The organism is Micromonospora sp. WMMB235 (genome assembly GCF_001855515.1).
Taxonomy (GTDB): Bacteria; Actinomycetota; Actinomycetes; order Mycobacteriales; family Micromonosporaceae; genus Micromonospora; species Micromonospora aurantiaca.
In genome coordinates this window covers 452,478-476,654 of sequence record NZ_MDRX01000001.1, presented here as the reverse complement: position 1 = coordinate 476,654, position 24,177 = coordinate 452,478, and the positions used below count along the sequence as shown (strand labels likewise).

General features: G+C 73.0%; 15 protein-coding genes. 3 read left to right on the top strand and 12 right to left on the bottom strand.

The features are described from left to right. Nucleotides 1–20: 20 nt before the first annotated feature. The 3 genes from BFV98_RS01825 to araB all read right to left on the bottom strand — a co-directional run bounded on the left by BFV98_RS01825 (nt 21) and on the right by araB (nt 3,464). On the bottom strand, nt 21–1,016 hold the full coding sequence (locus BFV98_RS01825; protein WP_013286827.1) for an ABC transporter substrate-binding protein: 996 nt from the start codon (nt 1,014–1,016) through the stop codon (nt 21–23). 97 nt (nt 1,017–1,113) lie between these two features. Continuing rightward, on the bottom strand, nt 1,114–1,785 hold the full coding sequence (locus tag BFV98_RS01820; protein ID WP_013286828.1) for an L-ribulose-5-phosphate 4-epimerase: 672 nt from the start codon (nt 1,783–1,785) through the stop codon (nt 1,114–1,116). Continuing rightward, nucleotides 1,782–3,464 carry a ribulokinase gene (gene araB, locus BFV98_RS01815; protein ID WP_030268479.1) on the bottom strand — a complete coding sequence of 561 codons (1,683 nt, stop codon included), beginning with the start codon at nt 3,462–3,464 and terminating at the stop codon, nt 1,782–1,784. The genes BFV98_RS01820 and araB overlap by 4 nt, the downstream gene beginning before the upstream one ends. Nucleotides 3,465–4,117: 653 nt before the next feature. Here araB and BFV98_RS01810 point away from each other — a divergent pair. After that, nucleotides 4,118–5,773 carry a glycoside hydrolase family 27 protein gene (locus BFV98_RS01810; RefSeq protein ID WP_013286830.1) on the top strand — a complete coding sequence of 552 codons (1,656 nt, stop codon included), beginning with the start codon at nt 4,118–4,120 and terminating at the stop codon, nt 5,771–5,773. A 59-nt stretch (nt 5,774–5,832) separates the two neighbouring features. Here BFV98_RS01810 and mmsB read toward each other — a convergent pair whose 3' ends face one another. The 7 genes from mmsB to rph all read right to left on the bottom strand — a co-directional run bounded on the left by mmsB (nt 5,833) and on the right by rph (nt 15,726). Next, nucleotides 5,833–7,083 carry a multiple monosaccharide ABC transporter permease gene (mmsB, locus tag BFV98_RS01805; RefSeq protein ID WP_013286831.1) on the bottom strand — a complete coding sequence of 417 codons (1,251 nt, stop codon included), beginning with the start codon at nt 7,081–7,083 and terminating at the stop codon, nt 5,833–5,835. Next, nucleotides 7,080–8,618: a multiple monosaccharide ABC transporter ATP-binding protein gene (gene mmsA, locus BFV98_RS01800; RefSeq protein ID WP_047890368.1), complete on the bottom strand. Its 1,539-nt coding sequence runs from the start codon at nt 8,616–8,618 to the stop codon at nt 7,080–7,082. The genes mmsB and mmsA overlap by 4 nt, the downstream gene beginning before the upstream one ends. Nucleotides 8,619–8,701: 83 nt before the next feature. Then, complete coding sequence (gene chvE / locus BFV98_RS01795) at nt 8,702–9,841, bottom strand: multiple monosaccharide ABC transporter substrate-binding protein (RefSeq protein ID WP_071094585.1); 1,140 nt, start codon at nt 9,839–9,841, stop codon at nt 8,702–8,704. 201 nt (nt 9,842–10,042) lie between these two features. Beyond that, nucleotides 10,043–11,395, bottom strand: coding sequence for an endo-1,4-beta-xylanase (locus BFV98_RS01790; protein ID WP_013286834.1), 1,353 nt, complete (start codon nt 11,393–11,395; stop codon nt 10,043–10,045). A gap of 185 nt (nt 11,396–11,580) precedes the next feature. Then, nucleotides 11,581–12,675 carry a 12-oxophytodienoate reductase gene (locus BFV98_RS01785; RefSeq protein ID WP_071094583.1) on the bottom strand — a complete coding sequence of 365 codons (1,095 nt, stop codon included), beginning with the start codon at nt 12,673–12,675 and terminating at the stop codon, nt 11,581–11,583. Nucleotides 12,676–12,717: 42 nt separating this feature from the next. Further along, nucleotides 12,718–13,086 carry a MerR family transcriptional regulator gene (locus BFV98_RS01780; protein ID WP_071094581.1) on the bottom strand — a complete coding sequence of 123 codons (369 nt, stop codon included), beginning with the start codon at nt 13,084–13,086 and terminating at the stop codon, nt 12,718–12,720. 48 nt (nt 13,087–13,134) lie between these two features. Then, on the bottom strand, nt 13,135–15,726 hold the full coding sequence (gene rph, locus BFV98_RS01775) for a rifamycin-inactivating phosphotransferase (RefSeq protein WP_071094580.1): 2,592 nt from the start codon (nt 15,724–15,726) through the stop codon (nt 13,135–13,137). A 293-nt stretch (nt 15,727–16,019) separates the two neighbouring features. Between rph and BFV98_RS01770 the strand changes: the two genes are divergently transcribed. Together BFV98_RS01770 and BFV98_RS01765 are read left to right on the top strand one after the other, a co-directional pair. Continuing rightward, complete coding sequence (locus BFV98_RS01770) at nt 16,020–20,168, top strand: SpoIIE family protein phosphatase (protein ID WP_071094578.1); 4,149 nt, start codon at nt 16,020–16,022, stop codon at nt 20,166–20,168. Beyond that, nucleotides 20,165–20,464 carry an STAS domain-containing protein gene (locus BFV98_RS01765; RefSeq protein ID WP_013286839.1) on the top strand — a complete coding sequence of 100 codons (300 nt, stop codon included), beginning with the start codon at nt 20,165–20,167 and terminating at the stop codon, nt 20,462–20,464. Before BFV98_RS01770 ends, BFV98_RS01765 begins: the two co-directional genes overlap by 4 nt. Before the next feature lie 76 nt (nt 20,465–20,540). Here the strand turns inward: BFV98_RS01765 and BFV98_RS01760 are convergent, their stop codons facing one another. Then, nucleotides 20,541–21,422, bottom strand: coding sequence for a universal stress protein (locus BFV98_RS01760; RefSeq protein ID WP_013286840.1), 882 nt, complete (start codon nt 21,420–21,422; stop codon nt 20,541–20,543). A gap of 33 nt (nt 21,423–21,455) precedes the next feature. Further along, nucleotides 21,456–24,116 carry a cation-transporting P-type ATPase gene (locus BFV98_RS01755; RefSeq protein WP_071094576.1) on the bottom strand — a complete coding sequence of 887 codons (2,661 nt, stop codon included), beginning with the start codon at nt 24,114–24,116 and terminating at the stop codon, nt 21,456–21,458. Nucleotides 24,117–24,177 lie beyond the last annotated feature (61 nt).

Here is a 24,177-nt window from a genome sequence, read left to right as displayed (position 1 = left end):
GACGGCGACCCCCGGGTGACTCAGTACTTGCGGTTGGGCAGTGCCTCCTTGGCCTGCTCCTGGGTGAACGTGGTCTCCTCGGTCTCGATCCGGGCGGGCACCTCCTCGCCGGCCTTGACCTTCTTGACCAGGTCCATCAGCTGCGGGCCGAGCAGCGGGCTGCACTCGGCGATGAAGTTGAACTTGCCGTCCGCGAGGGCCTGCATGCCGTCCTTCACCGCGTCGACGGTGATGATGGTGATGTCCTTGCCGGGCTCCTTGCCCGCCGCGGTGATCGCCTCGAGCGCGCCCAGGCCCATGTCGTCGTTGTGCGCGAAGAGCACGTCGATCTTCGGGTTGGCCTTGAGGAACTGCTCCATCACCTGCTTGCCGCCGGCGCGGGTGAAGTCACCGGTCTGCGAGGCGACGATCTTCAGGTTCGGGTTGGCGGCGATCGCCTCGGCGAAGCCCTTCTTCCGGTCGTTGGCCGGCGCCGAGCCGGTCGTGCCCTGCAGCTCGACGATGTTGACCGGGCCGGACGCCGCCTTCTTCTGCTCCACCAGCCACTCGCCCGCGAGGCGGCCCTCCTTGACGAAGTCCGAGCCGAGGAACGTCTTGTAGAGCGACTTGTCGGCCGAGTCGACGGCGCGGTCGGTCAGGATCACCGGGATCTTGGCGTCCTTGGCCTCCTTGAGCACGGTGTCCCAGCCGGACTCCACCACCGGCGAGAAGGCGATCACGTCGACCTTCTGCTGGATGAAGTTGCGGATCGCCTTGATCTGGTTCTCCTGCTTCTGCTGGGCGTCGTCGAACTTCAGCTCGATGCCCGCCTCGGCCGCCGCCTCCTTGATCGAGGTGGTGTTGGCGGTGCGCCAGCCACTCTCGGCGCCCACCTGGGAGAAGCCCAGGACGATCTTGTCGTTGCCGTCGCCGGAACCGCCGCCGGTGTCGCTGTTGCCGCACGCGGCCATGCTGGCGGCGAGCAGCACGCCGGCGAACGCCGCGATGACAGTGCGTGCCGTGCTCCTGCTTCTCATCGATTCTCCTCCGGGGGTTGGATGTTCCGGGCGCGCGACCGGCGGAAACCGGAGCGGCCCGGATGTGGTGGTGGGGGGTGCGCGGCGCGGTCCGGGGTCAGTGCGCCGACGGGCGTTGGCCGTACACGTTCTGGTAGCGGTCGTAGAGCGAGTCGATGTCGGCCGGCGCGATCGGCACCGGCCGGCCGAGCGCGCGGGCCAGGTGTGCGGTGCGGGCCACGTCCTCGCACATCACCGCGGCCTTGACCGCCGCCCGGGCGTCGCGGCCGATGGTGAAGACGCCGTGGTTGCGCATGAGCACCGCGGGTGAGCGGTGCCCGGACAGCGTGCTGACGATGCCCTTGCCGATGTCGTCGCCGCCGATCAGCGCGAACGGCCCGATCGGGATCTCCCCGCCGAACTCGTCGGCCTGCGCGGTCAGCCAGCACGGGATCGCCTCGCCGCGGGCCGCCCAGGCGGTGGCGTACCCGCTGTGCGTGTGCACGACGCCGCCGACCTCGGGCATCGCGCGGTAGACGTAGGCGTGCGCGGCGGTGTCGCTGGACGGGGCGCCGTCGCCGTCGACCACGGCGCCGTTGAGGTCGCAGACCACCATGGCCGCCGCGGTCAGGTCGTCGTAGTCGACGCCGCTGGGCTTGATGACCATCAGGTCCTGACCGGGTACGCGGGCCGACACGTTCCCGGCGGTCCAGGCCACCAGGTCGTAGCGGGTCAGTTCGCGGTGCAGGCGCGCCACCGTCTCGCGTAGCGCGTCGACCTGGCTGTTCATCCGACCACCTCCAGGGTCGCGGCGGCGCGGTCCGCGGCGGCGTCGACCGCCGCGTTGCGGATCGCCCGCAGGCGGAGCATGACGTCGTTCGCGCCGCGGCCGAAGTGGTCGTGCAACGCGCGGTACTCGGCGTAGAGGGCGTCGTAGGCCCGCACGTTCTCCGGTACGGGCCGGTAGACGGCCTCGTCGATGCGCCCCATCGCGGCGGACGCCTCGTGGATCGTCGGGTACGCCCCGGCGGCGACAGCCGCGTGGATGGCCGAGCCGAGCGCCGGGCCCTGGGCGGAGCCGATGATGCTCAGTGGCCGGTTCGTGACGTCGGCGTAGATCTGCATGAGCAGCCGGTTGGAGGTGAGACCACCGGCCACCACCAGGTCGTCGACCGGCACCCCGGCCTGCCCGAACGCCTCGACGATCATCCGGGTGCCGTACGCGGTCGCCTCCAGCAGCGCCCGGTAGACGTCCGGCGGCCGGGTGGCCAGCGTCAGCCCGATGATCATCCCGCTGAGGTCGTGGTTGACCAGCAGGGACCGGTTGCCGTTCCACCAGTCCAGCGCCACCAGCCCGTGCGCGCCGACCGGCTGGGCGGCGGCGGCCTCGGTGAGCCGCTCGTGCGAGTCGAACCCCGCCGGGGCGGCGTGGCGGACGAACCAGCCGAAGATGTCCCCCACCCCGCTCTGCCCGGCCTCGAAACCCCAGGCGCCGGGGCTGATCCCGCCGTCGACCACGCCGCACATGCCCGGCACCTCGGCCGGGTGGGTGCCGTTGAGGACGTGGCAGGTGGAGGTGCCCATGATGGCGACCAGCCGGCCGGGCCGCAGCGCCTGGGCCGACGCGGCGGTGACGTGGGCGTCGACGTTGCCCGCCGCGACCGCGATGCCCTCGGGCAGTCCGGTCCAGGCCGCGGCGCGGGCGCTGAGCGTGCCGGCCCGCGCGCCCAGCGGCAGCAGCGGACCGTCCAGCTTGGTCACGAAGTCGGCGAATCCGGGGTCGAGCGCGGCCAGGTAGTCCGGCGACGGGTAGCGGCCGTCCTGCCGGATGCCCTTGTAGCCGGCCGTGCAGACGTTGCGGGTCTCGGCGCCGCACAGCTGCCAGACGATCCAGTCGGCGGCCTCGACGAAGCGCTCGGCGCGCCGGTAGACCTCCGGGTCCTCCTCCAGGATCTGCAGGCCCTTGGCGAACTGCCACTCCGCGGAGATCTTGCCGCCGTAGCGGCCGAGCCACGGTTCGCCGCGTTCTTCCGCCAGCGCGTTGATCCGGTCGGCGTGCGGCTGCGCGGCGTGGTGCTTCCAGAGCTTCACCCAGGCGTGCGGGCGGTCGCGCAGTTGCGGGATCTCGCACAGCGGTGTGCCGTCGGCGAGCGTCGGGAGCACGGTGCAGGCGGTGAAGTCGGTGCCGATGCCCACCACCCGGGACGGGTCCACGCCGGCTTCGGCGAGCGCGGCCGGCACCGCGTGGCGCAGCACGTCGCGGTAGTCGTCCGGATCCTGGAGGGCCCAGTCCGGGGGCAGCGCCGGGCCGCCGTCGGGAAGCGCGGTCTCGATGACCCCGCGCCGGTACTCGTGCACCGCCGTACCGAGTTCGGCGCCGTCCCGGACGCGGACCACGAGCGCCCGCCCGGACAGCGTGCCGAAGTCGACACCGATCACGTACCGGTCGGACGCGTCCACTTCGCTCATTTGCACCTCCGCCGTGTCACGGAGTTAGTGTTAGCGCTCACATATACATCCGTCAAGACACCTCCGGGCAACAGCTACGTAACGAGGAACCGCCCTCGCCGGACCACCGCGGCCGGGCGGCACGGACCGGCGGGGCCGCACCCGGAGGAGATCCACACGGACGCGCTTCCGGTCCGGCCGCCGAGTCCCGGCGAGCGCCTTGTTAGCGACAACAATCAATGCCTTCGTGGATCGTCGAACCGCCGCGATCGGCGCTGCGGGCTCCGGCCCGCGGAGAGGGCCTCTCGAGGTCACAGAGCGCCCCTCAGCGGCACTTTTCCCGGCCCCGACACCCGCGCGAACGGTCGCCGACGTGGGCCGGGCGGACCGTCTCGCTATTTACAGGGTTTGATGTCAGCGATAACATTCTCGCCATCCCTGCTTCGTGGCGCCGCCGTCCGGGAAACCCCGGCGCCGCAGCCGGGCGGCGACGCGGACGGCGACCCCGTCGACCGCCGGACCCACCACCCACGAGCGCCCGCCGGTGACCGGCCGGCCCCTCTCCACTGCCGTGCCGCGTACGTCCCCGCGCACCCCGGGCGACGCCGCGCGATCGGCGGGCCGCTCCCAACCGGACGCCGGCACGGCCGGCGCCCGGCGACCGAGGAGGATCAGTGCGCAGATGGACCCGACGGACGCTCGCCGTCCTGGGCGTCGCGGCGGTGGCGCTCGCCGCGACAGTCACCGACCAGGCCGTGGCCCCGCGTCCCGCCCGGGCGCTGGACAACGGCGTCGCCCGCACCCCGCCGATGGGGTGGAACACCTGGAACACCTTCGGCTGCAACATCAACGAGACCCTCATCCGCCAGACCGCCGACGCGATCGTCAGCAACGGCCTGCGCGACCTCGGGTACAAGTACGTCGTCGTGGACGACTGCTGGTTCGACCCGAACCGGGACTCGCAGGGCAACCTCCAGGCCCACCCGCAGCGGTTCCCCAGCGGGATGAAGTCGCTCGGTGACTACCTGCACGCCCGGGGCCTGCTGTTCGGCATCTACCAGGTGCCGCTGGACAAGACCTGCGCCCAGGTCGGCGGCGCGTTCCCCGGCGCCACCGGCAGCCTCAACCACGAGTACCAGGACGCGCGGCAGTTCGCCGCCTGGGGCGTGGACTACCTGAAGTACGACTGGTGCTCGTCCACCGGCACCATCAACGACCAGGTGGCGCGGTTCGGCATCATGCGCGACGCGCTGGCCTCCACCGGCCGGCCGATCGTCTACAGCATCAACCCCAACAGCTACCACGCCAAGACCGGGCCGCAGCGCAACTGGAGCGACGTGGCGAACCTCTGGCGGACCACCGAGGACATCACCAACGCGTGGAACACCGGCCAGACCAACGGCTACCCGATGGGCATCCAGAACATCGTCGACGTCACGGTGCCCCTGGCCGGGTACGCCGCGCCCGGCGGGTTCAACGACCCGGACATGCTCGAGGTCGGCCGAGGGGGCATGAACGACACCGAGATGCGCAGCCACTTCGCGCTCTGGGCGGTCCTCGCCGCGCCGCTGATGATGGGCAACGACGTACGGTCGGCGAACGCGGCCACGCTGGCGATCCTGCGCAACGCGAACCTGGTCGCGATCAACCAGGACACGCTCGGCCGTCAGGCGGCCCAGGTCTCCTTCGACGGCACCCGGCGGGTGCTGGCCAAGCCGCTGGCCAACGGCGACGTGGCGGTCGCCCTGTTCAACCAGGGCGGCTCGACCACCACCGTCTCCACCACCGCGGCGGCGGTGGGCAAGAGCGGCAACTCCTTCACGCTGCGCGACGCATGGACCGACGCCACCTCCACCAGCACCGGCACGATCTCCGCCAGCGTGCCCGCGCACGGCACCGTCGTCTACCGGGTCAGCGGAGGCGGCACCACCACGCCGCCGCCGGTCCCGACCACGTTCCGGCTGCGCAGCGAGTCGTCCGGCCGGTGCCTCGACGTGGACAACGCCGGCACCGCGAACGGCACCGGGACGCTGATCTGGGACTGCCACAACAACGCCAACCAGCAGTTCACCGCCAACGGCCAGGCGTTGCAGGTGCTCGGCAAGTGCCTGGACGTGCCGACGAACGCGACGGCCGGCACCCGGGTGCAGATCTGGGACTGCAACGGCGGCACCAACCAGCAGTGGACCATCAACGGCAACGGCACGGTGAGCAACGGGCGCTTCCCGTCGCTGTGCCTGGACGTCGACAACGCGGGCACCGCCAACGGCACCCGGGTGATCGTCTGGACCTGCCACGGCAACGCCAACCAACGGTGGAGCCGGGCGTGAGCGGCTACGGCCGGTGAACGGCGGTCGGCCGGACGAAGGGGCGAGCGTCCGGCCGGCCGTCACCGGGCGCCGGCGGCCCGGCGCTTGTTCCAGATGTCGAACGCCACCGCGACGAGCAGCACCAGGCCCTTGACCACCGACTGGACGGACTGGTCGACGCCCATGAGCTGCATCCCGTTGCTCATCACCGCCATGATCAGGCCACCCACCATGGCGCCGACCACCGTGCCGACGCCGCCGGTGACGGCCGCGCCGCCGATGAACGCCGCCGCGATCGCGTCCAGCTCGAACATGTTGCCCGCCGCCGGCTGGGCCCCGTTGGACCGGGACGAGTAGATCACGCCCGCCACGGCGGACAGGAAGCCCATGTTGACGAAGATCCAGAAGTTGACCCGCTTCACCCGTACGCCGGACAGCATCGCCGCGGGCAGGTTGCCGCCGATGGCGTACACCTGGCGGCCGAACACCGTACGGCGGGTGAGCAGGCCGTAGACGAGCACGAGCACGGCGAGCACGATCAGCACGATCGGCAGGCCCCGGGCGTGGGCGAGCTGCCAGGCGAACCACATGACCACGGCGCCGACCACCACGATCCGCAGCACGAACAGCGGGAACGACTCCACCGGCTGCTCGTGGCGCACCCGGGCGACCCGGGTCCGGAACACGCTCACCGCATACCCGACCACGGCGAAGGCGCCGATGAACAGCGTGAAGGCGTCGTAGCCCTGGCCGCCCAGCAGACCGTTGAGGAACCCGGCGGCGACCCGCTGGTACTCCTCCGGGAACGGCGACAGCGAGATGTTGTCCAGCACGCGCAGCGTCAGACCCCGGAACAACAGCATGCCGGCCAGGGTGACGATGAACGCCGGGATGCCGGCGTACGCGACCCAGAGCCCGTGCCACGCACCGACCGCGACGCCCACCGCGAGCGCGGCCAGGACGCCGGCCCACCAGGGCATGCCCTCGCGGATGACGAGCACCGCAGAGACCGCTCCGGTGAGCGCCACCACCGATCCCACGGACAGGTCGATGTGGCCGCCGATGATCACGATGACCATGCCGATCGCGAGCACCAGGATGTAGGAGTACTGGAGGACGATGTTCGTCAGGTTGCCGGGGCTCAGCGAGACGCCGTCGGTGAGGACCGCGAACAGCGCCACGATCACCACCAGGGCGATGTAGATGCCGCTCTGCCGCAGGTTGCCCAGGATCAGCGCGCGCGGATCGCTGGTGCCGGTGTGCAGGGTCGCCGCCGCGCCGGTGTCCGGCGCGGCGATCTTCGTGGCGGGGGGAGGCTTCGTGCTGGTCATCGGACGAGATCCCTGTCCTTGGTCATGAGTTCCATCAGGTTCTCCTGGGTGGCCTCGGCCACCGGCATCTCCCCGGTGATGCGGCCGGCCGCCAGGGTGTAGATGCGGTCGCACATGCCGAGCAGCTCGGGCAGTTCGGAGGAGATGAGCACGACGGCCTTGCCGTCGGCCACCAGCCGGTTGACGATCGTGTAGATCTCGAACTTCGCGCCGACGTCGATGCCCCGGGTCGGTTCGTCGAGGATCAGCACGTCCGGGTCGGTGAACAGCCACTTCGCCAGCACGACCTTCTGCTGGTTGCCGCCGGAGAGCTTGCCCACCACCGACATCACGGTCGGCGCCTTGATGTTCATGTCGCGCCGGCCCCGCTCGGCGACCTGGATCTCGCGGTTGCCGTCGATCCAGCCGTGCCGGGCCAGCTTGTCGAGCGCGGCGGCCGAGACGTTGCCCCGCACGTCGTCGATCAGGTTGAGGCCGTAGTGCTTGCGGTCCTCGGTGGCGTACGCGATGCCGTTGGCGATGGCCTCGGCGACAGTGCGCGCCCGTACCTCGCGGCCCTTGACGAACAGCCGGCCCCTGATGTCCCGGCCGTACGCCCGGCCGAACACGCTCATCGCCAGCTCGGTGCGCCCGGCGCCCATCAGGCCGGCGATGCCGACGACCTCCCCGGCCCGCACGTGCAGCGAGGCCCGGTCGACGACCAGGCGGTCCTGCGTCGGGTGGCGCACCGACCAGTCCTCGATGCGCAGCACCTCGTCGCCGGGGGTCACGCTGCGGGTCGGGTAGAAGGCGGCCAGGTCGCGGCCGACCATGCCGCGGATGATCCGGTCCTGGGTGACGGCGCCGTCGGACATGTCCAGCGTCTCGACGGTACGGCCGTCGCGGATGACTGTGGTCGAGTCGGCGACGGCGGTGATCTCGCCGAGCTTGTGCGAGATCATGATGCAGGTGATGCCCTGGTCGCGCAGCCGGCGCATCAGGTCCAGCAGGTGCGCGGAGTCGACGTCGTTGAGTGCCGCTGTGGGCTCGTCGAGGATCAGCAGCCGTACCTTCTTGGACAGCGCCTTGGCGATCTCCACGAGCTGCTGCTTGCCAACACCGAGCTGGATGACCGGGGTGACCGGGTTCTCGTGCAGCCCGACCGACCGCAGCAGCGCCGCGGCCTCCGCGTTGGTCCGGTGCCAGTCGATGAGCCCGCCGCGGCCGCGGCGCTCGTTGCCGAGGAAGATGTTCTCGGCGATCGACAGGTAGGGCACCAGCGCGAGTTCCTGGTGGATGATGACGATGCCGCGGGCCTCGCTGTCCTGGATCCCCCGGAACCCGACCGGCTCGCCGTCGAAGACGATCTGGCCGTCGTAGCTGCCCGCCGGGTAGACGCCGGACAGCACCTTCATCAGGGTCGACTTCCCGGCGCCGTTCTCACCGCAGATCGCGTGGATCTCGCCACGCCGTACGGCGAGCGAGACGTCCTGGAGCGCGGTCACGCCCGGGAAGGTCTTCGTGATGCCACGCATCTCGAGGATGTGATCGCTCATGGATATCCGTCCTGCTCGTGGTCGTGGTGTCCGGAGCGGACGGGCCCGGTGGCGCGGGCGGCCGCCGGGCCCGTCGCCGCGGGTCAGCCGGCCCGGCCCGCGGCGACCTCCTGCTCGGTCAGGTAGCCGGAGTCGATCAGGACGGACTTGATGTCCTCCTTGTAGACGGTCTGCACCGGCAGCAGGAACGCCGGCACGACCTTGACGCCGTTGTTGTACGCCTTGGTCTCGTTGGCCTTCGGCTCCTCCTTGCGCAGGAACGCCTCGGCGGCGATCACCGCCTGCTCGGCCAGCAGCCGGGTGTCCTTGAAGACGGTCGAGCTCTGCACGCCGTCGTTGATCAGCTTGACCGAGGCGACCTCGGCGTCCTGGCCGGTCACCACCGGCATCTTCTTGGCGCCGCCGCGGTAGCCGGCGTTCTGCAGCGCGGTGATGATGCCGCGGGACAGGCCGTCGAACGGCGACAGCACGCCGTCGACCTTGCTGCCGTCGTTGTAGCTGGAGGTGAGCAGGTCCTCCATCCGCTTCTGCGCGGTCTCCTGCTGCCAGCGCAGGATGGCGGCCTGCTCGATCTTGGTCTGCCCGGACTTGACCTTCAGCGTCCCGGCGTCGAAGTACGGCTTCAGCGTGTCCATCGCGCCGTTGAAGAAGAACCCGGCGTTGTTGTCGTCGAGCGAGCCGGCGAACAGCTCCACGTTGAACGGGCCGGTGGCGGTGCCCTTGGCGCCGTCCTTGGTGAGCAGGCCGAGCCCGACCAGGAGCGCGTTGGCCTGCGCCACGCCGACCTTGTAGTTGTCGAAGCTGACGTAGAAGCTGACGTTCGGGCTGTTGCGGATGAGCCGGTCGTAGGAGATGACCGGGATCTTCGCCGCCGCGGCGGCCTGGAGCTGGCCGCTGAGCGCGGTGCCGTCGATCGGGGCGATGACCAGCACGTCCGCGCCCTGCGTGATCATCTGGTCGATCTGCTGCGACTGGGTCGGGATGTCGTCCCCGGCGTACTGGAGGTCGACCTTGTAGCCCTTGGCCTGGAGCTTCTCCTTCACCGAGTTGCCGTCGGCGATCCACCGTTCCGAGGTCTGCGTCGGCATCGAGACGCCGATCGTCAGGTCGCCGGGCTTGGCCGAGCTGGTGTCTCCGCCGCCTCCCGCGCCCTCGCCGCTGCAGGCGGCCAGGCTGATCGCGAGCGCGGCACCGCTGAGTGCGGCCAGAAGTCGTCTGCGCACGAGCGTCCTCCCTGTCGTGGCGGTCCCTGTGACACAGGTAACCCTCACGGGGAGTGTTAACGCTCACAAGTTGCCCCGTCAACCAATCGCGCGAAATGCGCATGTCTCTTTCTCGTAACAGAGACGACAGTCCAGGTCGGACGGGACGACGTAGCGGAACACCGCGGAGGCGACGGCGCGCCGCCCCCGCGGTGGCCCGGCTCAGGTCGCGGAGCAGGTGGGCGTCATGCCCGATCCGCTGCCGTTGCCCTGGAACCCGAACTCGGTGCTCTGACCGGCGCCGAGCTGGCCGTTGTAGCTCACGTTCGCGAATCGCACCGTGCCGCTGCTCCCGCTCGCGGTGGCGCTCCAGGTGTTGGTGATGCTCGCGCCGCCCGGCAACGTCATGGTGACGGTCCATCCCCGGGTGCCCGACGAGCCCGCGGTCACCTTCACCGTCGCCACGAACCCACCGGTCCAGGAGTTCAGCGACACCGAGGCCGAACACCCGCCCTGACCCGGCGGCGGGGTGGTCGGGTTGTTCGGCGGCGGGGTCGTGGTCGGCGGCGGATTGTTGCCGCCGGCGTTCAGCGCGTCGAGCACCGCGTTGTACGCCGCCTTCTTGTTGCCCGCGCAGTCGAACAGCAGCGCGTTGTCCGAGCCGCGCCACGAGTCGCAGTCCCGCACGCCCCAGACCGTGATGCCGGTGCAGCGCGACACCGCCAGGCAGGCGCGGGTCACGGCGGCGTAGATGTTCGCCTGGTTGCCGCCGGTCATCACGTCCAGCTCGGTGATCTGCACCTCGACGCCCAGGTCGGCGAAGCGCTGGAGGTTGGCCTGGTAGTCGCCGGGGATCGTGGTGCCCAGGTGCGACTGGAAGCCGACGCAGTCGATCGGCACGCCGCGCGACTTGAAGTCGCGGACCATGTTGTAGATGCCCGTCGACTTCGCGTTGATGCCGTCGGTGTTGTAGTCGTTGTAGCAGAGCTTCGCGCCCGGATCCGCGGCGCGGGCCGCCCGGAACGCCGCCTCGATCCAGTCGTTGCCGGTGCGCTGCAGGTTCGAGTCGCGGCGCCCGCCGCTGCCGCCGTCGGCGAACGCCTCGTTCACCACGTCCCAGGCGTAGATCTGCCCCCGGAAGTGGGTGGCCACCTGGGTGACGTGGTTGATCGCGGCGTTGCGCAGCGCGCTGCCGGACAGGCCCTGTGCCCACGACGGCTGCTGGGCGTGCCAGAGCAGCGTGTGCCCGCGTACCGACATGCCGTTCGCGCGGGCGTGGCTGACCAACCGGTCGCCGCCGGTGTAGCTGAACCGCCCCTGCTGCGGCTCGGTGGCGTCCCACTTCATCTCGTTCTCGGCCACCACGGAGTTGAACTCGCGGTTCAGCACAGTGGCGTACGTGTTGTCGGACAGCTTGCCGGTGGCGACGGCGGCGCCGAAGTAGCGGCCCTTCTCGGCCGCCGCCGCGCGCAGCGTGGTGCCGGCGCTCGCGGCCGGCGCCAGCGCCACCGCCATCCCGGCGGCGAGCGCGCCGGCCAGGATGCCGGTGGTCAGCAAGGCTCTCTTTCGTCTCATGCGGATTCCTCTTCCGGGGGGTTGCGCGATGGTGGTGGTGCGACTCCCCGACCCCGCGTCCGGTGGCGGTGGTGTCGAGGTACGACCAGCGCGGCTCGCCCGGTGAGCCTTGCGGCGCTCATGCCCTGCCATCGACTGTGAGCGATAACATCCCCCGGCGTCAACCCCTTCGGCTCATCCCGGTCCTACGGGTACACGTCCTCGTGCGCCTTGCGGTAGTCGACGATCTCGCCCAGCCATCCGGCGGCGGCGTGCGTCACCCAGGCCGGGTTGCCCAGCAGCGCGCGGCCCAGCGCGACCAGGTCGAACTCCCCGTCCGCCAGCCGCGCGGCCAGGCCCGCCACCGACTCCGGGCCGTCCGGGCGCAGGAAGTCCCGCCGCAGCCCGACCGAGCCGACGGTGATCGACGGCAGGCCGGTGAGACGCTTCGCCCAGCCGGCCAGGTTCAGCGGCGAGCCGGGGAACGCCGGCTGCCAGAAGCGGCGCTGCGAGGCGTGCAGCACGTCCGCGCCGGCCTCGGCGAACGCGCCGAGGATCTGCGCCAGCTCGGCCGGGGTCTCGGCGATCCGCGCGTCGAACGCCCGCTCCTTGAACTGGGAGAACCGCACGATCACCGGGTGACGCGCCGGGACCTGCGCGCGGACCGCGCGCACCACCGCCGCCGGGAACGCCGCCCGCCGCTCCGGCGAGCCGCCGAACGCGTCGGTCCGGCGGTTCGTGTACGGCCACAGGAACTCGTCGAGCAGGTAACCGTGCGCGGCGTGGATCTCGATCGCGTCGAACCCGGCCCGTACCGCGACCTCTGCTGCATTCGCGTACGCCGCGAGCAGGGTGTCCACGTCGGCCGCGGTCATCGCGTACGGCGCGGGGCGGCCCGGCTCGCGTACCCCCGAGGGGGTCCACGCCGGACGGCCGTCGACCGGTTCGCGCAGGCTGCCCAGGTGCCACAGCTGCGCGGCGATCCGGCCGCCGGCGGCGTGCACTGCCTCGACCACGCCCCGCCAGCCGGCCTCGGCCGCGCCGGCGGTCATCCGGGGCACGGTGTCCTCGTGCCCCGCGCTGGGATGATCGACCAGCACACCCTCGGTGACGATCAGGCCGATGCCGGCCGCGGCGCGGCGCCGGTAGTAGTCGGCCATCTCCGGCGTCGGCACGCCGCCCGGCGCGCGGTTACGGGTCATCGGCGCCATCACGAAGCGGGACGGCAACGGCAGCCCGGCGACGGTGACGGGTTCCAGCAGCGGCGTCACCGGCGATCCGGTGTCCAGGGTCGCGTTCATGACCCGACGCTAGGAGTTGACACCGGTGTCAAGGGCAAGCGCTCAGGCGGCCGGATCCCGGGTGTCCTCGGTCACTGTCATGTCGGACACCACGTCGTCGAGCACCGCGACGGCGTTCGCGAGCCGTGCCATCTCGGCTGTCATCCGGGTCCGCTCCTCGCGCAGCCGGTCGGTGAGCCACGAGGTACGGACCTCCGGATCGGTCACGCAGGGCAGCAGCTCGGCCATCCGGCGGCTGCTCAGCCCCGCGTCGAACAGCCGCTGGATGAGCCGGACCCGGTCCACGGCCGACTCGGCGAAGACCCGCTGCCCGCTCGCGGTGCGCACGGCGGCGAGCAGGCCCTGCTGCTCGTAGTACCGGATGGACCGGGCGCTCACCCCGGTCCGCGCCGACAGCTCCCCGATCCGCATCGCGCCTCCCCGCTCGCCGGACCTCCATCATCGAGCATGCCGCACCGGTCAGGACAGCAGCTCGACGTACCCGTCGGTGCCGTGCACGCGGATCCGCCCACCGTCCGGGATCAGCCGGGTCGCGTCCGGCACCGCCACCACTGCGGGCAGGCCGTACTCACGGGCGATCACCGCGCCGTGCGTCATCAGCCCGCCGACCTCCGTCACCAGGCCCGCGACGGCCACGAACAGCGGCGTCCAGCTCGGGTCGGTGTGTGCGGTGACGAGGATGTCGCCCGGCTCCAGGTCGGCGCCGGCCAGGTCCGCCACGACCCGCGCCCGCCCCTCGACGACGCCGGCCGAGACCGCCAGCCCGGCCAGGGCGCCCGGTGGCACGTCGTCGCGCCGGTACGAGCCGTTCAGCGCCTCGCCGTCGGAGGTGAGCACCCGGGGCGGGGTGAGCGACCGGTGCGCCCGGAACTCCTCCCGGCGCCTGCGGATCAGCGCGGCGTCCACAGAGCCGGTGGCCGCGACCTCGCGGAACTCGTCGAAGGTGAGGTAGAAGACGTCCTCCGGACCGGCGAGCACACCGGCGCGCACCAGCCGGCGGGCCTCGCCCATCAGCGCCTGCTTGTAGACGGCGTAGCGGCTCACGATGTCGTACTTCGGGTACTCCCGGTAGCCGGCGAACGTCCGTACCCGATCGATCACGGCCTGCGTCTCGGCGGCCCTGCGCTCGCCGTCGGGCAGCGCGCGCAGGCGGTCCCGCACCTCCCGGGCCTTCGCCTCGGCCCGCTCCCGGCCCTGGGCGAAGCGGCGCGCGGCGGCGCCCGGGGCGAAGGTGCGGACGTTGTCCAGGATCAGCGGGACGAGCGTGGCCGGGCGCTCGCTCCACCGTGGCCGGGTGATGTCGATCTCGCCGACGCAGCGCATGCCGTACCGGTCGAGGTAGCCGGCGATGGCGTCGCGCGCCTCGACGCCACCGGGCAGCTTCGGCAGCTCGTCCAGGAACCCGTCGCCGGCGGCGTCCCGCAGGAACGCCACCACCTCGGGGTACGCGCGGACCACGTCCGCCACGTCGAGCAGCGCCAGGCCCATCTCGGCGGTGACGTTGCCGGGCGCGGAGAGAGTGAGCGTGTCGGCGGCGTCGCGTTCGCCGAGCCACTCCCCCAGCTTGTCGTTGAGCCACCAGGTGGCCTGCATCCCCGCCATGATCACCTGGGCGCTCAACGGGTCGGTGAGCACCCGCTTGTGCTCGGCGAACGCCTCGATCAGGAAGTCGAACAGCTCGGGCCCGGAGCGGCCGCGGACGTCGCGGCGCAGGGCGGCGATCGACTCCCGGCTGCGTTCGACGAGCGTGGTGACGATCGCCGGGTCGGTGTCGATCGAGGGCGGCGGGCCGCCCACGGGCGGGCCGGCCGGGGCCGGGTCCGGCGCCGTCGGCACGACGTCCCGGGCGAGGACCGTGTCCAGCGCGTCCCGGGTGAGCGGGTCGGCCCGGCCGATCATGCCCAGGAACGCGGTACGACCCGCCGGGGTGGACAGGTGCGGCGTGGCGTCGACGAACAGCCGCCCACCCGCCTCGTGCATCGGCGCCATGGCGGTCAGCCGCCACATCGACAGGCCCAGCGGCTTCATCGCGTCGGTCATCATCTGCTGGTGGCCGACCGACAGGTAGACGTGGAACCGCCCGTCGGCGGCCGCCGGCACCGGGAACAGCGTGGTGATCGGCCGGCTCTGGAGGATGTGGATGTCGTCGCCGGTCAGGGCCCACTCGATGTCCTGCGGGCACCCGAAGCGCGCCTCGATCCGCCGGCCCAGCCCGGCGAGGCGTACCGCCTGCGCGTCGGTCAGCGCGGGCTGGGCCTGCCGCGCCGGGTCGACTGGCGTCTCCCGGGTGCCGCCGCCGGGCACCGCGTGCACCGCCCGCGCCTTCGCGCCGATCGTCCGGCCGGCCACCGCGCCGTCGCGCACCGTGAAGACGTCCGGGTTCACCAGGCCGGAGACCAGGGCCTCACCGAGACCGAAGCCGGCCTCCACCGAGACCACCGTCCGGTTCCCGGTCACCGGGTCGGCGGTGAACATGATCCCGGCCGCGTCCGGGACGACCATCAGCTGCACCACCACGGCCATGTCCACGGCACGGTCGTCGATGCCGTGGCGCCGCCGGTAGGTCACCCCCCGGTCGGTGAACAGCGAGGCCCAGCAGCGGCTCACGTGCCGCAGCACCTCGGCCGTGCCGACCACGTTCAGGTAGGTGTCCTGCTGGCCCGCGAACGAGGCGGTCGGCAGGTCCTCGGCGGTCGCGCTCGACCGCACGGCGTACGCGGCGTCCGCGCCGAGCCCGGCCAGCGCGGCGGTGACCGCCGCCGCGACGTCGCCCGGTAGCGCGGTCCGCTCGACGACGCGACGCACCTCGGCTGCGGCCGTCCGGAGCGCCGCCGGGTCGTCCGCGTCCGCGCGGGCGAGCCGGTCCAGCGGGCCGGCCAGCGACGGCGTCCGCGCCACCAGCCGGAAGGCGTCGGTGGTGACGCAGAAACCCGGGGGTACGCGCACCCCGTCGATCCGCGTCAACGCCCCCAGGTGCGCGCCCTTGCCGCCGACCGCGGCGATCCGCGTCTCGTCGACCTCGTGCAGTTGCCACACGTACCGTCCGGTCATGCCGTGCCCCCGTTTTCGCAGCTCGACCCGCATCGGCCGATGATTCTGCGGCATCACCGGGGCCTTGCGGCAAGACCCGGGGTGCGATATACGTTGATAGTGGCGAGGAGAGCTGTCTCCTTGCCTTTCGTTTTGCCGCACCACGAACCCCTGCCCTGACCCGCTGCCGTCACGTGAGTCAGATCTCCCCGCCCCGGGTGGAGTGCCGGGGGCGCGACGGGGCAAGAAGCGACCACGAGGCCGCGACGCGGCCCGGACGAGCGGGACCGGACGGGGTGGGGGAGACTCGGGCGATGAGCGGCGCTGACACCGACCCGCGTACGCGTGCCGACGTCTTCGCCGTGGACGCGGAGATCGGGCCGGACCTGGCGCGGATCGACTGGTCGGCGCACCCCCTGGGCCCGCCGGACACCTGGCCGCAGAGCCTGCGGACCGCGGTGCGGATCCTGCTGTCCTCCCGGTTCCCGATGTGGATGGCCTGGGGGCCGCAGCTCAGTTTCTTCTGCAACGCCGCCTACCGGCGGGACACGCTCGGCCGCAAGTACCCGTGGGCGCTGGGGCTGCCGGCGAACGAGGTGTGGGCGGAGATCTGGGACGACATCGGCCCCCGTGTCGACACCGTGCTGCGCACCGGCGAGGCGACCTGGGACGAGGGCCTGCTGCTGTTCCTGGAGCGCGCCGGCTACCGGGAGGAGACGTACCACACGTTCTCCTACAGCCCGCTGCGCGCCGACGACGGCAGCCTGGTCGGGATGCTCTGTGTGGTCAGCGAGGATACCGAGCGGGTCATCGGTGAGCGACGGATGGCCACGCTGCGCGACCTCGGCTCGGACCCGAGCGTCATCCGCACCGAACAGGAGACGCTCGCGTTCGTCAGCCGCCAGCTGGCCCGCAACCCGCAGGACCTGCCGTTCACGCTCACCTACCTGTACGACGACGGCGGCGGCGCCCGGCTCGTCGAGGCGACCGGGTTGGCGGCGGGCCATCCGGCGGCCCCCGCCACGCTGTCGCCCGGCGACCCGGCCGCGCCGTGGCCGGCCGGCGCCCTCACCGAGGGCGAGTCGGTGCGGGTCGCGCTCGACGGCCCCGCCTTCACGGACCTGCCCGCCGGTGTCTGGCCCGCCGCGCCGGCCGAGGCGCTCCTGGTGCCGCTGCGGCAGCAGGGCGGAGCGCCGTACGGGTTCCTGGTCGCCGGACTGAACCGCTACCGGGCGCTGGACGACGGGTACCGCGGCTTCGTCGAGCTGACCGCCGGGCATCTGGCCACCGGGATCGCCAGCGCCCGCAGCTACCAGGCGCAGCAGCGGCGCGCCGAGGAACTCGCCGAGCTGGACCGCGCGAAGACCGCGTTCTTCTCCAACATCAGTCACGAGTTCCGCACCCCGCTCACCTTGATCATGGGACCGCTGGACGAGTTGCGCGGCCGGTTGCAGGGCGCCGACGAGCAGGTCCGCACCGAGCTGGACGTCATCCGCCGCAACGGGCTGCGCCTGGGCAAGCTGGTCAACAGCCTGCTCGACTTCTCCCGCATCGAGGCCGGGCGGATGCAGGCCCGCTACGAGCCGGTGGACCTGGCCGCGGTGACCGCCGACCTGGCGAGCGTCTTCCGGTCGGCTATCGAACGGGCCGGTTTGTCCTTCGAGGTCGACTGCCCGCCCCTGCCCGAGCCGGTGCACCTGGACCGCGGCATGTGGGAGAAGGTGGTGCTGAACCTGCTCAGCAATGCGCTGAAGTTCACCTTCGACGGCACGATCCGGGTGGAGCTGCGCGCCGATGGCGACGCGGCGGTGCTGCGGATCTCCGACACCGGCATCGGCGTACCCGCCGACGAGATGCCGCGCCTGTTCGAGCGGTTCCACCGCATCGAGAACGCCCGCTCCCGCTCCGACGAGGGCAGCGGCATCGGCCTGGCCCTGGTCCAGGAGCTGGTCACGCTGCACGGCGGCGACATCGACGCGTCCAGCGCGGTGGGCCGGGGCACCACCTTCACGATCCGGCTGCCGTTCGGCACCGCCCACCTGCCCGCCGACGCGCTCGCCCCGGCGGGCACCGGCCGGGCGCCGGTGTCGGCCGAGCCGTTCGTGCAGGAGGCGCTGCGCTGGCTGCCCGCCGACCCGGGCGCCGCCGTCGGCGAGGGCGACCCGGCCGAGGGGCCGGTCCAGCCGCTGCCCGGTGGGGCGCCGGCCCGGGTCCTGGTGGCCGACGACAACGCCGACATGCGGGAGTACCTCACCCGGCTGCTGCGCTCGGCCGGACACGAGGTGCGGGCCGTCGCCGACGGGCGGGCCGCGCTGGACGCCGCCCGCGCGCACACCCCCGACCTGGTGGTCAGCGACGTGATGATGCCCCGGCTCGACGGCCTGCAACTGGTGGCCGCGCTGCGCGCCGACCAGCGTACGGCCGGCACTCCGGTGCTGCTGCTGTCCGCCCGCGCCGGTCAGGAGGCCTCGATCGAGGGGTTGGAGGCCGGCGCCGACGACTACCTGGTCAAGCCGTTCCCGGCCGCCGAGCTGCTGGCCCGGGTACGCGCGAACGTGGAGCTGGCCCGGCTGCGCAACCACCACGCCCGCTGGCGTACCGCGCTCGTCGACTCGTTGCAGGAGGCGTTCTTCGTCTGCGACGAGGACGGCGCGGTGGTCGAGATCAACGCGGCGTTCACCGGCATCCTCGGGTACGGAACCGAGGACCTGCCCTACCCCGCGGTGCACCCGTGGTGGCCGGACCGGGAGGCCGAGCCCGAGGCGCACCGCCAGGTGGCGGAGGCGTTCTCGAGACTCGTGGGCCAGACCCGTGGCACGTACACCGTGCCGGTGACCCACCGCGACGGGCACCGGATCTGGATCTCGGCCGCGTTCAACCAGGTCGACGACCCGGACAGCGGCCGCCGGATGATCGTCGGCACGTTCCGCGACGTCACCGCCGAGCACTACGCGGTGCAGCGGGAGACCGCCCTGGCCGGGCTCAGCATGCGGCTGTCGCAGGCCGACGACCTCACCGACGCGCTGCACGGGGTGCTGGACGAGCTGCGCAAGCTGTGGCGGGCCGCCGGCGTGCTCACCGCCGTCTTCGGCGACCTGCCCGCCCCCGAGGTGACCGCCACCGACCCGGCGGCCCGGTGGGAGACGTTGCCGCAGGAGCGCCGGCAGGCGTTGCTCGCGCTGCGGGACACCCCGCTGCTGACCCCGGTGGCGACGCGTACGCACGGCGCCGGCATCGCCGTCGAGCATCCGCACGGCACCATGGCGCTCTGGATCGACCTGGGCGAGAAGCGGCCCTTCACCGAGCAGGACCAGACGCTGCTGGCGCTGCTGGCCGGCCACATCGGGCAGGGGCTGCACCGGGTGCACCAGATCGACCAGCAGCGGGAGACCGCGCTGGCCCTGCAACGGGCGATCCTCGGCCCGGCGCAGCTCCCCGCCGGTTTCGCGGTGCGGTACTCCCCCGCCGCGATGCCGCTCAAGGTCGGCGGCGACTGGTACGACACCGTCGAGCTGCCGGACGGGCGCATCGGCATCGTGGTCGGCGACTGCGTGGGACACGGCCTTCAGGCCGCGACGGTGATGGGTCAGCTGCGCAGCGCCTGCCGTGCCCTGCTGTTGCAGGACCCGAGCCCGGCCCGGACGCTCGTGGCGCTGGACCGGTTCGCCGCGCTGCTGCCGGGGGCGTCCTGCGCCACCGTCTTCTGTGGCGTCCTCGACCCGGCCACCGGCCTGATGCGCTACTCCAGCGCCGGTCACCCACCGGCCATCGTGGTCCGCGCCGACGGCACTCCCGAACTGCTGCAGCACGGCCGGTCCCGGCCGCTGGCCGTACGCCCCGGGCAGGAACGTCCCGAGGCGGAGGCGACGGTCCCGCCGCGCGCCACCCTGATGCTCTACACCGACGGCCTGGTGGAACGCCGCCGCCAGCCGATCACCGCCGGCATCGCCCGCGCCACCGACGCCATCCAGCAGGGCCACCACGCGCCGGTCGAGGTGCTGGCGACCGAGATCATGGACCGGCTCACCCCGGACGGGGGCTACCACGACGACGTGGCCCTGCTGCTCTACCGTCACCCCGGGCCGCTGGAACTGGAGTTCCCGGCCGAGTCGACGCGCCTGGCCGAGGTCCGCACCGCGCTGCGGGGATGGCTGGACCGCTGCGGGCTGGCCCCGGCCCACGCGTACAACATCCTGGTGGCGGCCGGGGAGGCGTGCGCCAACGCGATCGAGCACGGGCACCGCGACAACCCGGGCGGCCGGATCCGGCTGCGCGCCGCCGCCACCGCCGGCGCCCTGCGCCTGAGCGTCACCGACAGCGGACACTGGCGCGACCGGGACCAGCCTCCCGACCCGCACCGCGGCCGGGGACTCGTGCTCATGCGCGCGCTGATGGACAACATCAGCGTCACTCCGGGGGCCACCGGCACCACCGTCGACATGCAGGCGAGGATCACGCCATGAGCACGTCCCTGACCCTGACCACGAGCGACAGCCCCGACGGCGTCCGCGTGCTGGCCGCCGTCGGTGAGATCGACATGAGCAACGCGTCCGCCTTCGCCGACGCGCTGGCCGAGGCCGTACGCCCCGACGGCGAGCCCCTGGTCGTGGACCTCACGAAGGTGGAGTACCTGGACAGCGCCGGGCTGGCCGCGCTGTTCCCGCACGCCGACCGGATCGCGCTGATCGCCGGCCCGCTGCTGGAGCCGCTGCTGACCATCTCCGGGCTGGCCGACCTCACCACGGTCCGCAGCGCCTGACGCCGTCGGGGCGTCAGGCGCTGTCGCGGGTCGGGCGCCGTCACGGGCTGTCGCCTGGTCGGGCGCGGTCGCGGGGTCAGGTTCCGTTGCGCACGATCACCAGCGGCGAGTGGGCGTGGTGCAGCACCGCGTGGCTGACCGAGCCGAGCAGCAGCCCGCCCAGCGCGCCCCGTCCGTGCGCGCCGACCACCACGAGCTGGGCGTCCTTCGACTCCTCCACAAGCACCCGGGCCGGGGCGCCGCGCAGCGACCGCTGCCGTACCGGCACGTCGGGGTAACGCTCGGCCCAGCCCGCGATCGACTCGGCGAGGACGCGCCGGGACTCCTCGGCGAGCGCCTCCGGGTCGTACACCAGGGGCAGGATGTCGCCGGGGCCGATCGGGGTGGGGTACAGCCAGGCGTGCACCACGATCAGCGACGCGCCCCGGCGGTCGGCCTCCTCGTACGCGTACCCGACCGCCGCGGTGGACAGCTCGGAGCCGTCCACGCCGACCACGACCGGGCCGTCGGCGCGCGCTTCGCCGCGCGTCACCAGCACCGGGCAGTGCGCGCGGGCCGACACCTGGAGCGTGACCGAGCCGATCAGCAGGCCGGCGAACCCGCCCAGACCGCGGTGGCCGAGCACGATCAGCGCCGCCTCGCGGGACTCGGCGACCAGCACCGCCGCCGGCGCGCCGTCGACCACCACGCCGGTGACAGGCACGTCCGGGGCGACCTTGCCGGCCTCGGCGACCGCCTCGGCGACGACCCGTTCGGCCTGGTTGCGCAGGCCGGCGCCGGCGGGCGCGCCCGGGGCCGGGGTGAGCGGCGCGCGGGTCAGCGGCCAGATGAAGGCGTGCACCACCTGCAGCGGCCGGTTCCGGTCGGCGGCCTCGCGGGCGGCCACCCGGACCGCGTCCAGCGAGGCGGCGGAGCCGTCCACGCCCACCACGACGGGGGCCTGCGAGTGGATCGTCATGTCGTCCTCCTTCACTCGTCCTCAGCCTGCCGGTCAGGCGGCCGGCCCGGCAGGGCCGGCGGGCCCGGCGTGGGGGCCGTTGGTCCCGCGGAAGCGGCGGGTCAGCCGCAGCACCAGCCCGGGCAGCACGCCGATCGCGGCGCAGGCGAGCAGGTCGAGCGCGCTGAGCGGCGAGGTGCCGAGCAGCTCGCGCAGGGGCGGCAGCAGCACGCCCGCCACCTGGAGCACAGCGGAGATCGCTACCGCCACCGGCAGCGCGAGGTTGCGCTCGCGCGAACCCGGGGTACGGATCGCGCGGACCGCCAGCGCCACGCCGAGCTGGGCGAGGCCGAGGACCACGAACACCACCGACTGCCACGGCCGGTCGGCCGCCGCGGCCCACACCCCGGCGCCGAGCGTCGCCGCGGCGATCAGCCCGCCGGTGACCAGCACGTCCCGGCCCAGGCCGGCGCCGAGCACCGACTCCTGCGGCGAGCGGGGCGGCCGGCGCAGCGTGCCCGGCTCGGCCGGTTCCGCGCCGAGCGCCACACCGGGTACGCCGTGGGTGAGCAGGTTGATCCAGAGGATCTGCGCCGGCAGCAGCGGCACCGGCAGGCCGAACAGCGGGCCGAGCAGCATCACCGCGATCTCGGCGACGCCACCGGCGAGCGCGTAGCGCAGGAACCGGCGGATGTTGTCGTAGATCCGGCGGCCCTCGCCGATGGCGGTCGCCACGGTGGTCAGGTCGTCGTCGACGAGGACCAGGTCGGAGGCCTGCCGGGCCACCTCGGTGCCGCCGCCCATGGCCACGCCGATGTCCGCGCGGCGCAGCGCCGGGGCGTCGTTGACGCCGTCGCCGGTCATCGCCACCACGTGCCCCCGGTTCTGGAGGCCGGCGATGATGTCGAGCTTCTGTTCCGGCTGGGTCCGCGCGTACACCCGGGTCTCGGGGTGGGCGCGGCCCGGGTCGCCGTCGTCGCCGTTGGCGAGCGGGTCGCCGTCGCGCCAGAGCCCGAGCCGTCCGCCGATGGCGGCGGCGGTCGCGGGGTGGTCGCCGGTGATGAGGACAAGCCGGATGCCGGCCTCCTCGAAGCCCGCGGCGATGCCGGGGGCCGCGGCGCGCAGCGGGTCGCCGACCGCGACCAGGCCCAGGGGGCGCAGGCCGGTCGGCCGGGCCGGGTCGGGCAGGGTGTCGACCACCGCGGAGGCCACCGCCAGCACGCGCAGCCCTTCGGTGGCGAGCCGGTGCGCGGCGCCGGTCAGCTCGGCCAGTTCCGCGGCGTCGGCGTCCACCAGCGGCGCGGCCAGCAGATTCTCCGGCGCGCCCTTGCAGACCACCAGGTAGCGCCCGTCGCAGCGGCGGTGCACCGTGGTCATCCGGCGCAGGTCCTGGTCGAACGGGGCCTCCGCCACGCGGGGCCAGGCGTCGCGGGTGGTGTCCGGGTCCAGGCCGCAGCGGGCGCCGAACGTGACGAGCGCCGCCTCCAGCGGGTCACCGATCGCCGTCCACTCGGGCCGTTCGTCGGTCGGCGGCGTCACTGTGGCGTCGTTGCAGAGCAGCCCGGCGCGGGCGAGAGCGCGCAGCTCGTCGGGGGCGCTCACCGGCTCGCCGCGGTGGTGCACCTCGCCGTCGGGCGCGTAGCCGGTGCCGGTGACGGCGTAGCGGTCCCGGCCGGGGACGACCGCGTACTGCACCGCCATGCGGCCCTCGGTGAGCGTGCCGGTCTTGTCGGAGGCGATCACGGTGACCGAGCCGAGGGTCTCCACCGCGTGCAGCCGGCGGGGGATGGCGCGGCTGCCGGCCATCCGGCGCGCACCCAGGGCGAGCGCCAGCGTGACGACGGCGGGCAGCGACTCCGGTACGGCCGCCACCACGAGGCTGACGGCGGTGACGGCCATCTGCGTGACCGGCCGCCCGTCGAGCACGCCGATGGCGAAGACCAGCCCGGAGAGCACCACGGCGGTCAGGCCGAGCACCCGGCCGAGCGAGGACAGGCGTCGTTGCAGCGGGGTGGGCGCCGGCCGGGTCGCCGCGACCAGGGCGCTGATCCGGCCCAGCGCGCTCGCCGCGCCGGTGCGCGCCACGGTTCCGGTGGCGCGGCCGGTGGTGACCACGGTGCCGGCGCTGGCCTCCTCCCCCGCGACCCGGGCCACCGGCACCGACTCGCCGGTCAGCGCCGACTCGTCCAGGCTGAGGCGTACCGCGTCGGTGAGGTCCAGGTCGGCGGGTACCACGTCGCCGGCCTCCAAGCGGACCAGGTCGCCGCGCACCAGGTCGGCGGCGGGCAGCACGAGGTCACGGCCGTCGCGGACCACACGCGCGGTCGGTGCGGCGAGCCGGTCCAGCGCGGCGACGGCCCGGTCGGCGCGTACCTCCTGCACCACGCCGATCGCGGTGTTGATCAGGACGACCAGCACGATCACCGCGGTGTCCGGGTAGTCGCGCAGCAGCGTGGTCACCACGGCGGCGGCCAGCAGCAGCGCCACCAGCGGGTCGGTGAGCTGGCGGAACACCCGGCCTGCCAGCCCGCGCTTGCGCGGGGCGGCCACGGTGTTCGGGCCGTCGGCGCGCAGCCGGGCGGCCGCCTCGGCCGAGCTGAGCCCGGTCGCGGGGGCCGGAGAGATCTCGGTGGGCGTCGTCGCTGTCGCCGGCCCGCCGTTGATCACCACATCGTCCTCCATGTCGTCGCCGCCCGCGCCGGGCAATCCCAGCATGCCGCGCGAACCTACGTGGCTCGCAGGGCCGAGGGCCTGTCGGACCCGGGACCAACGGCCC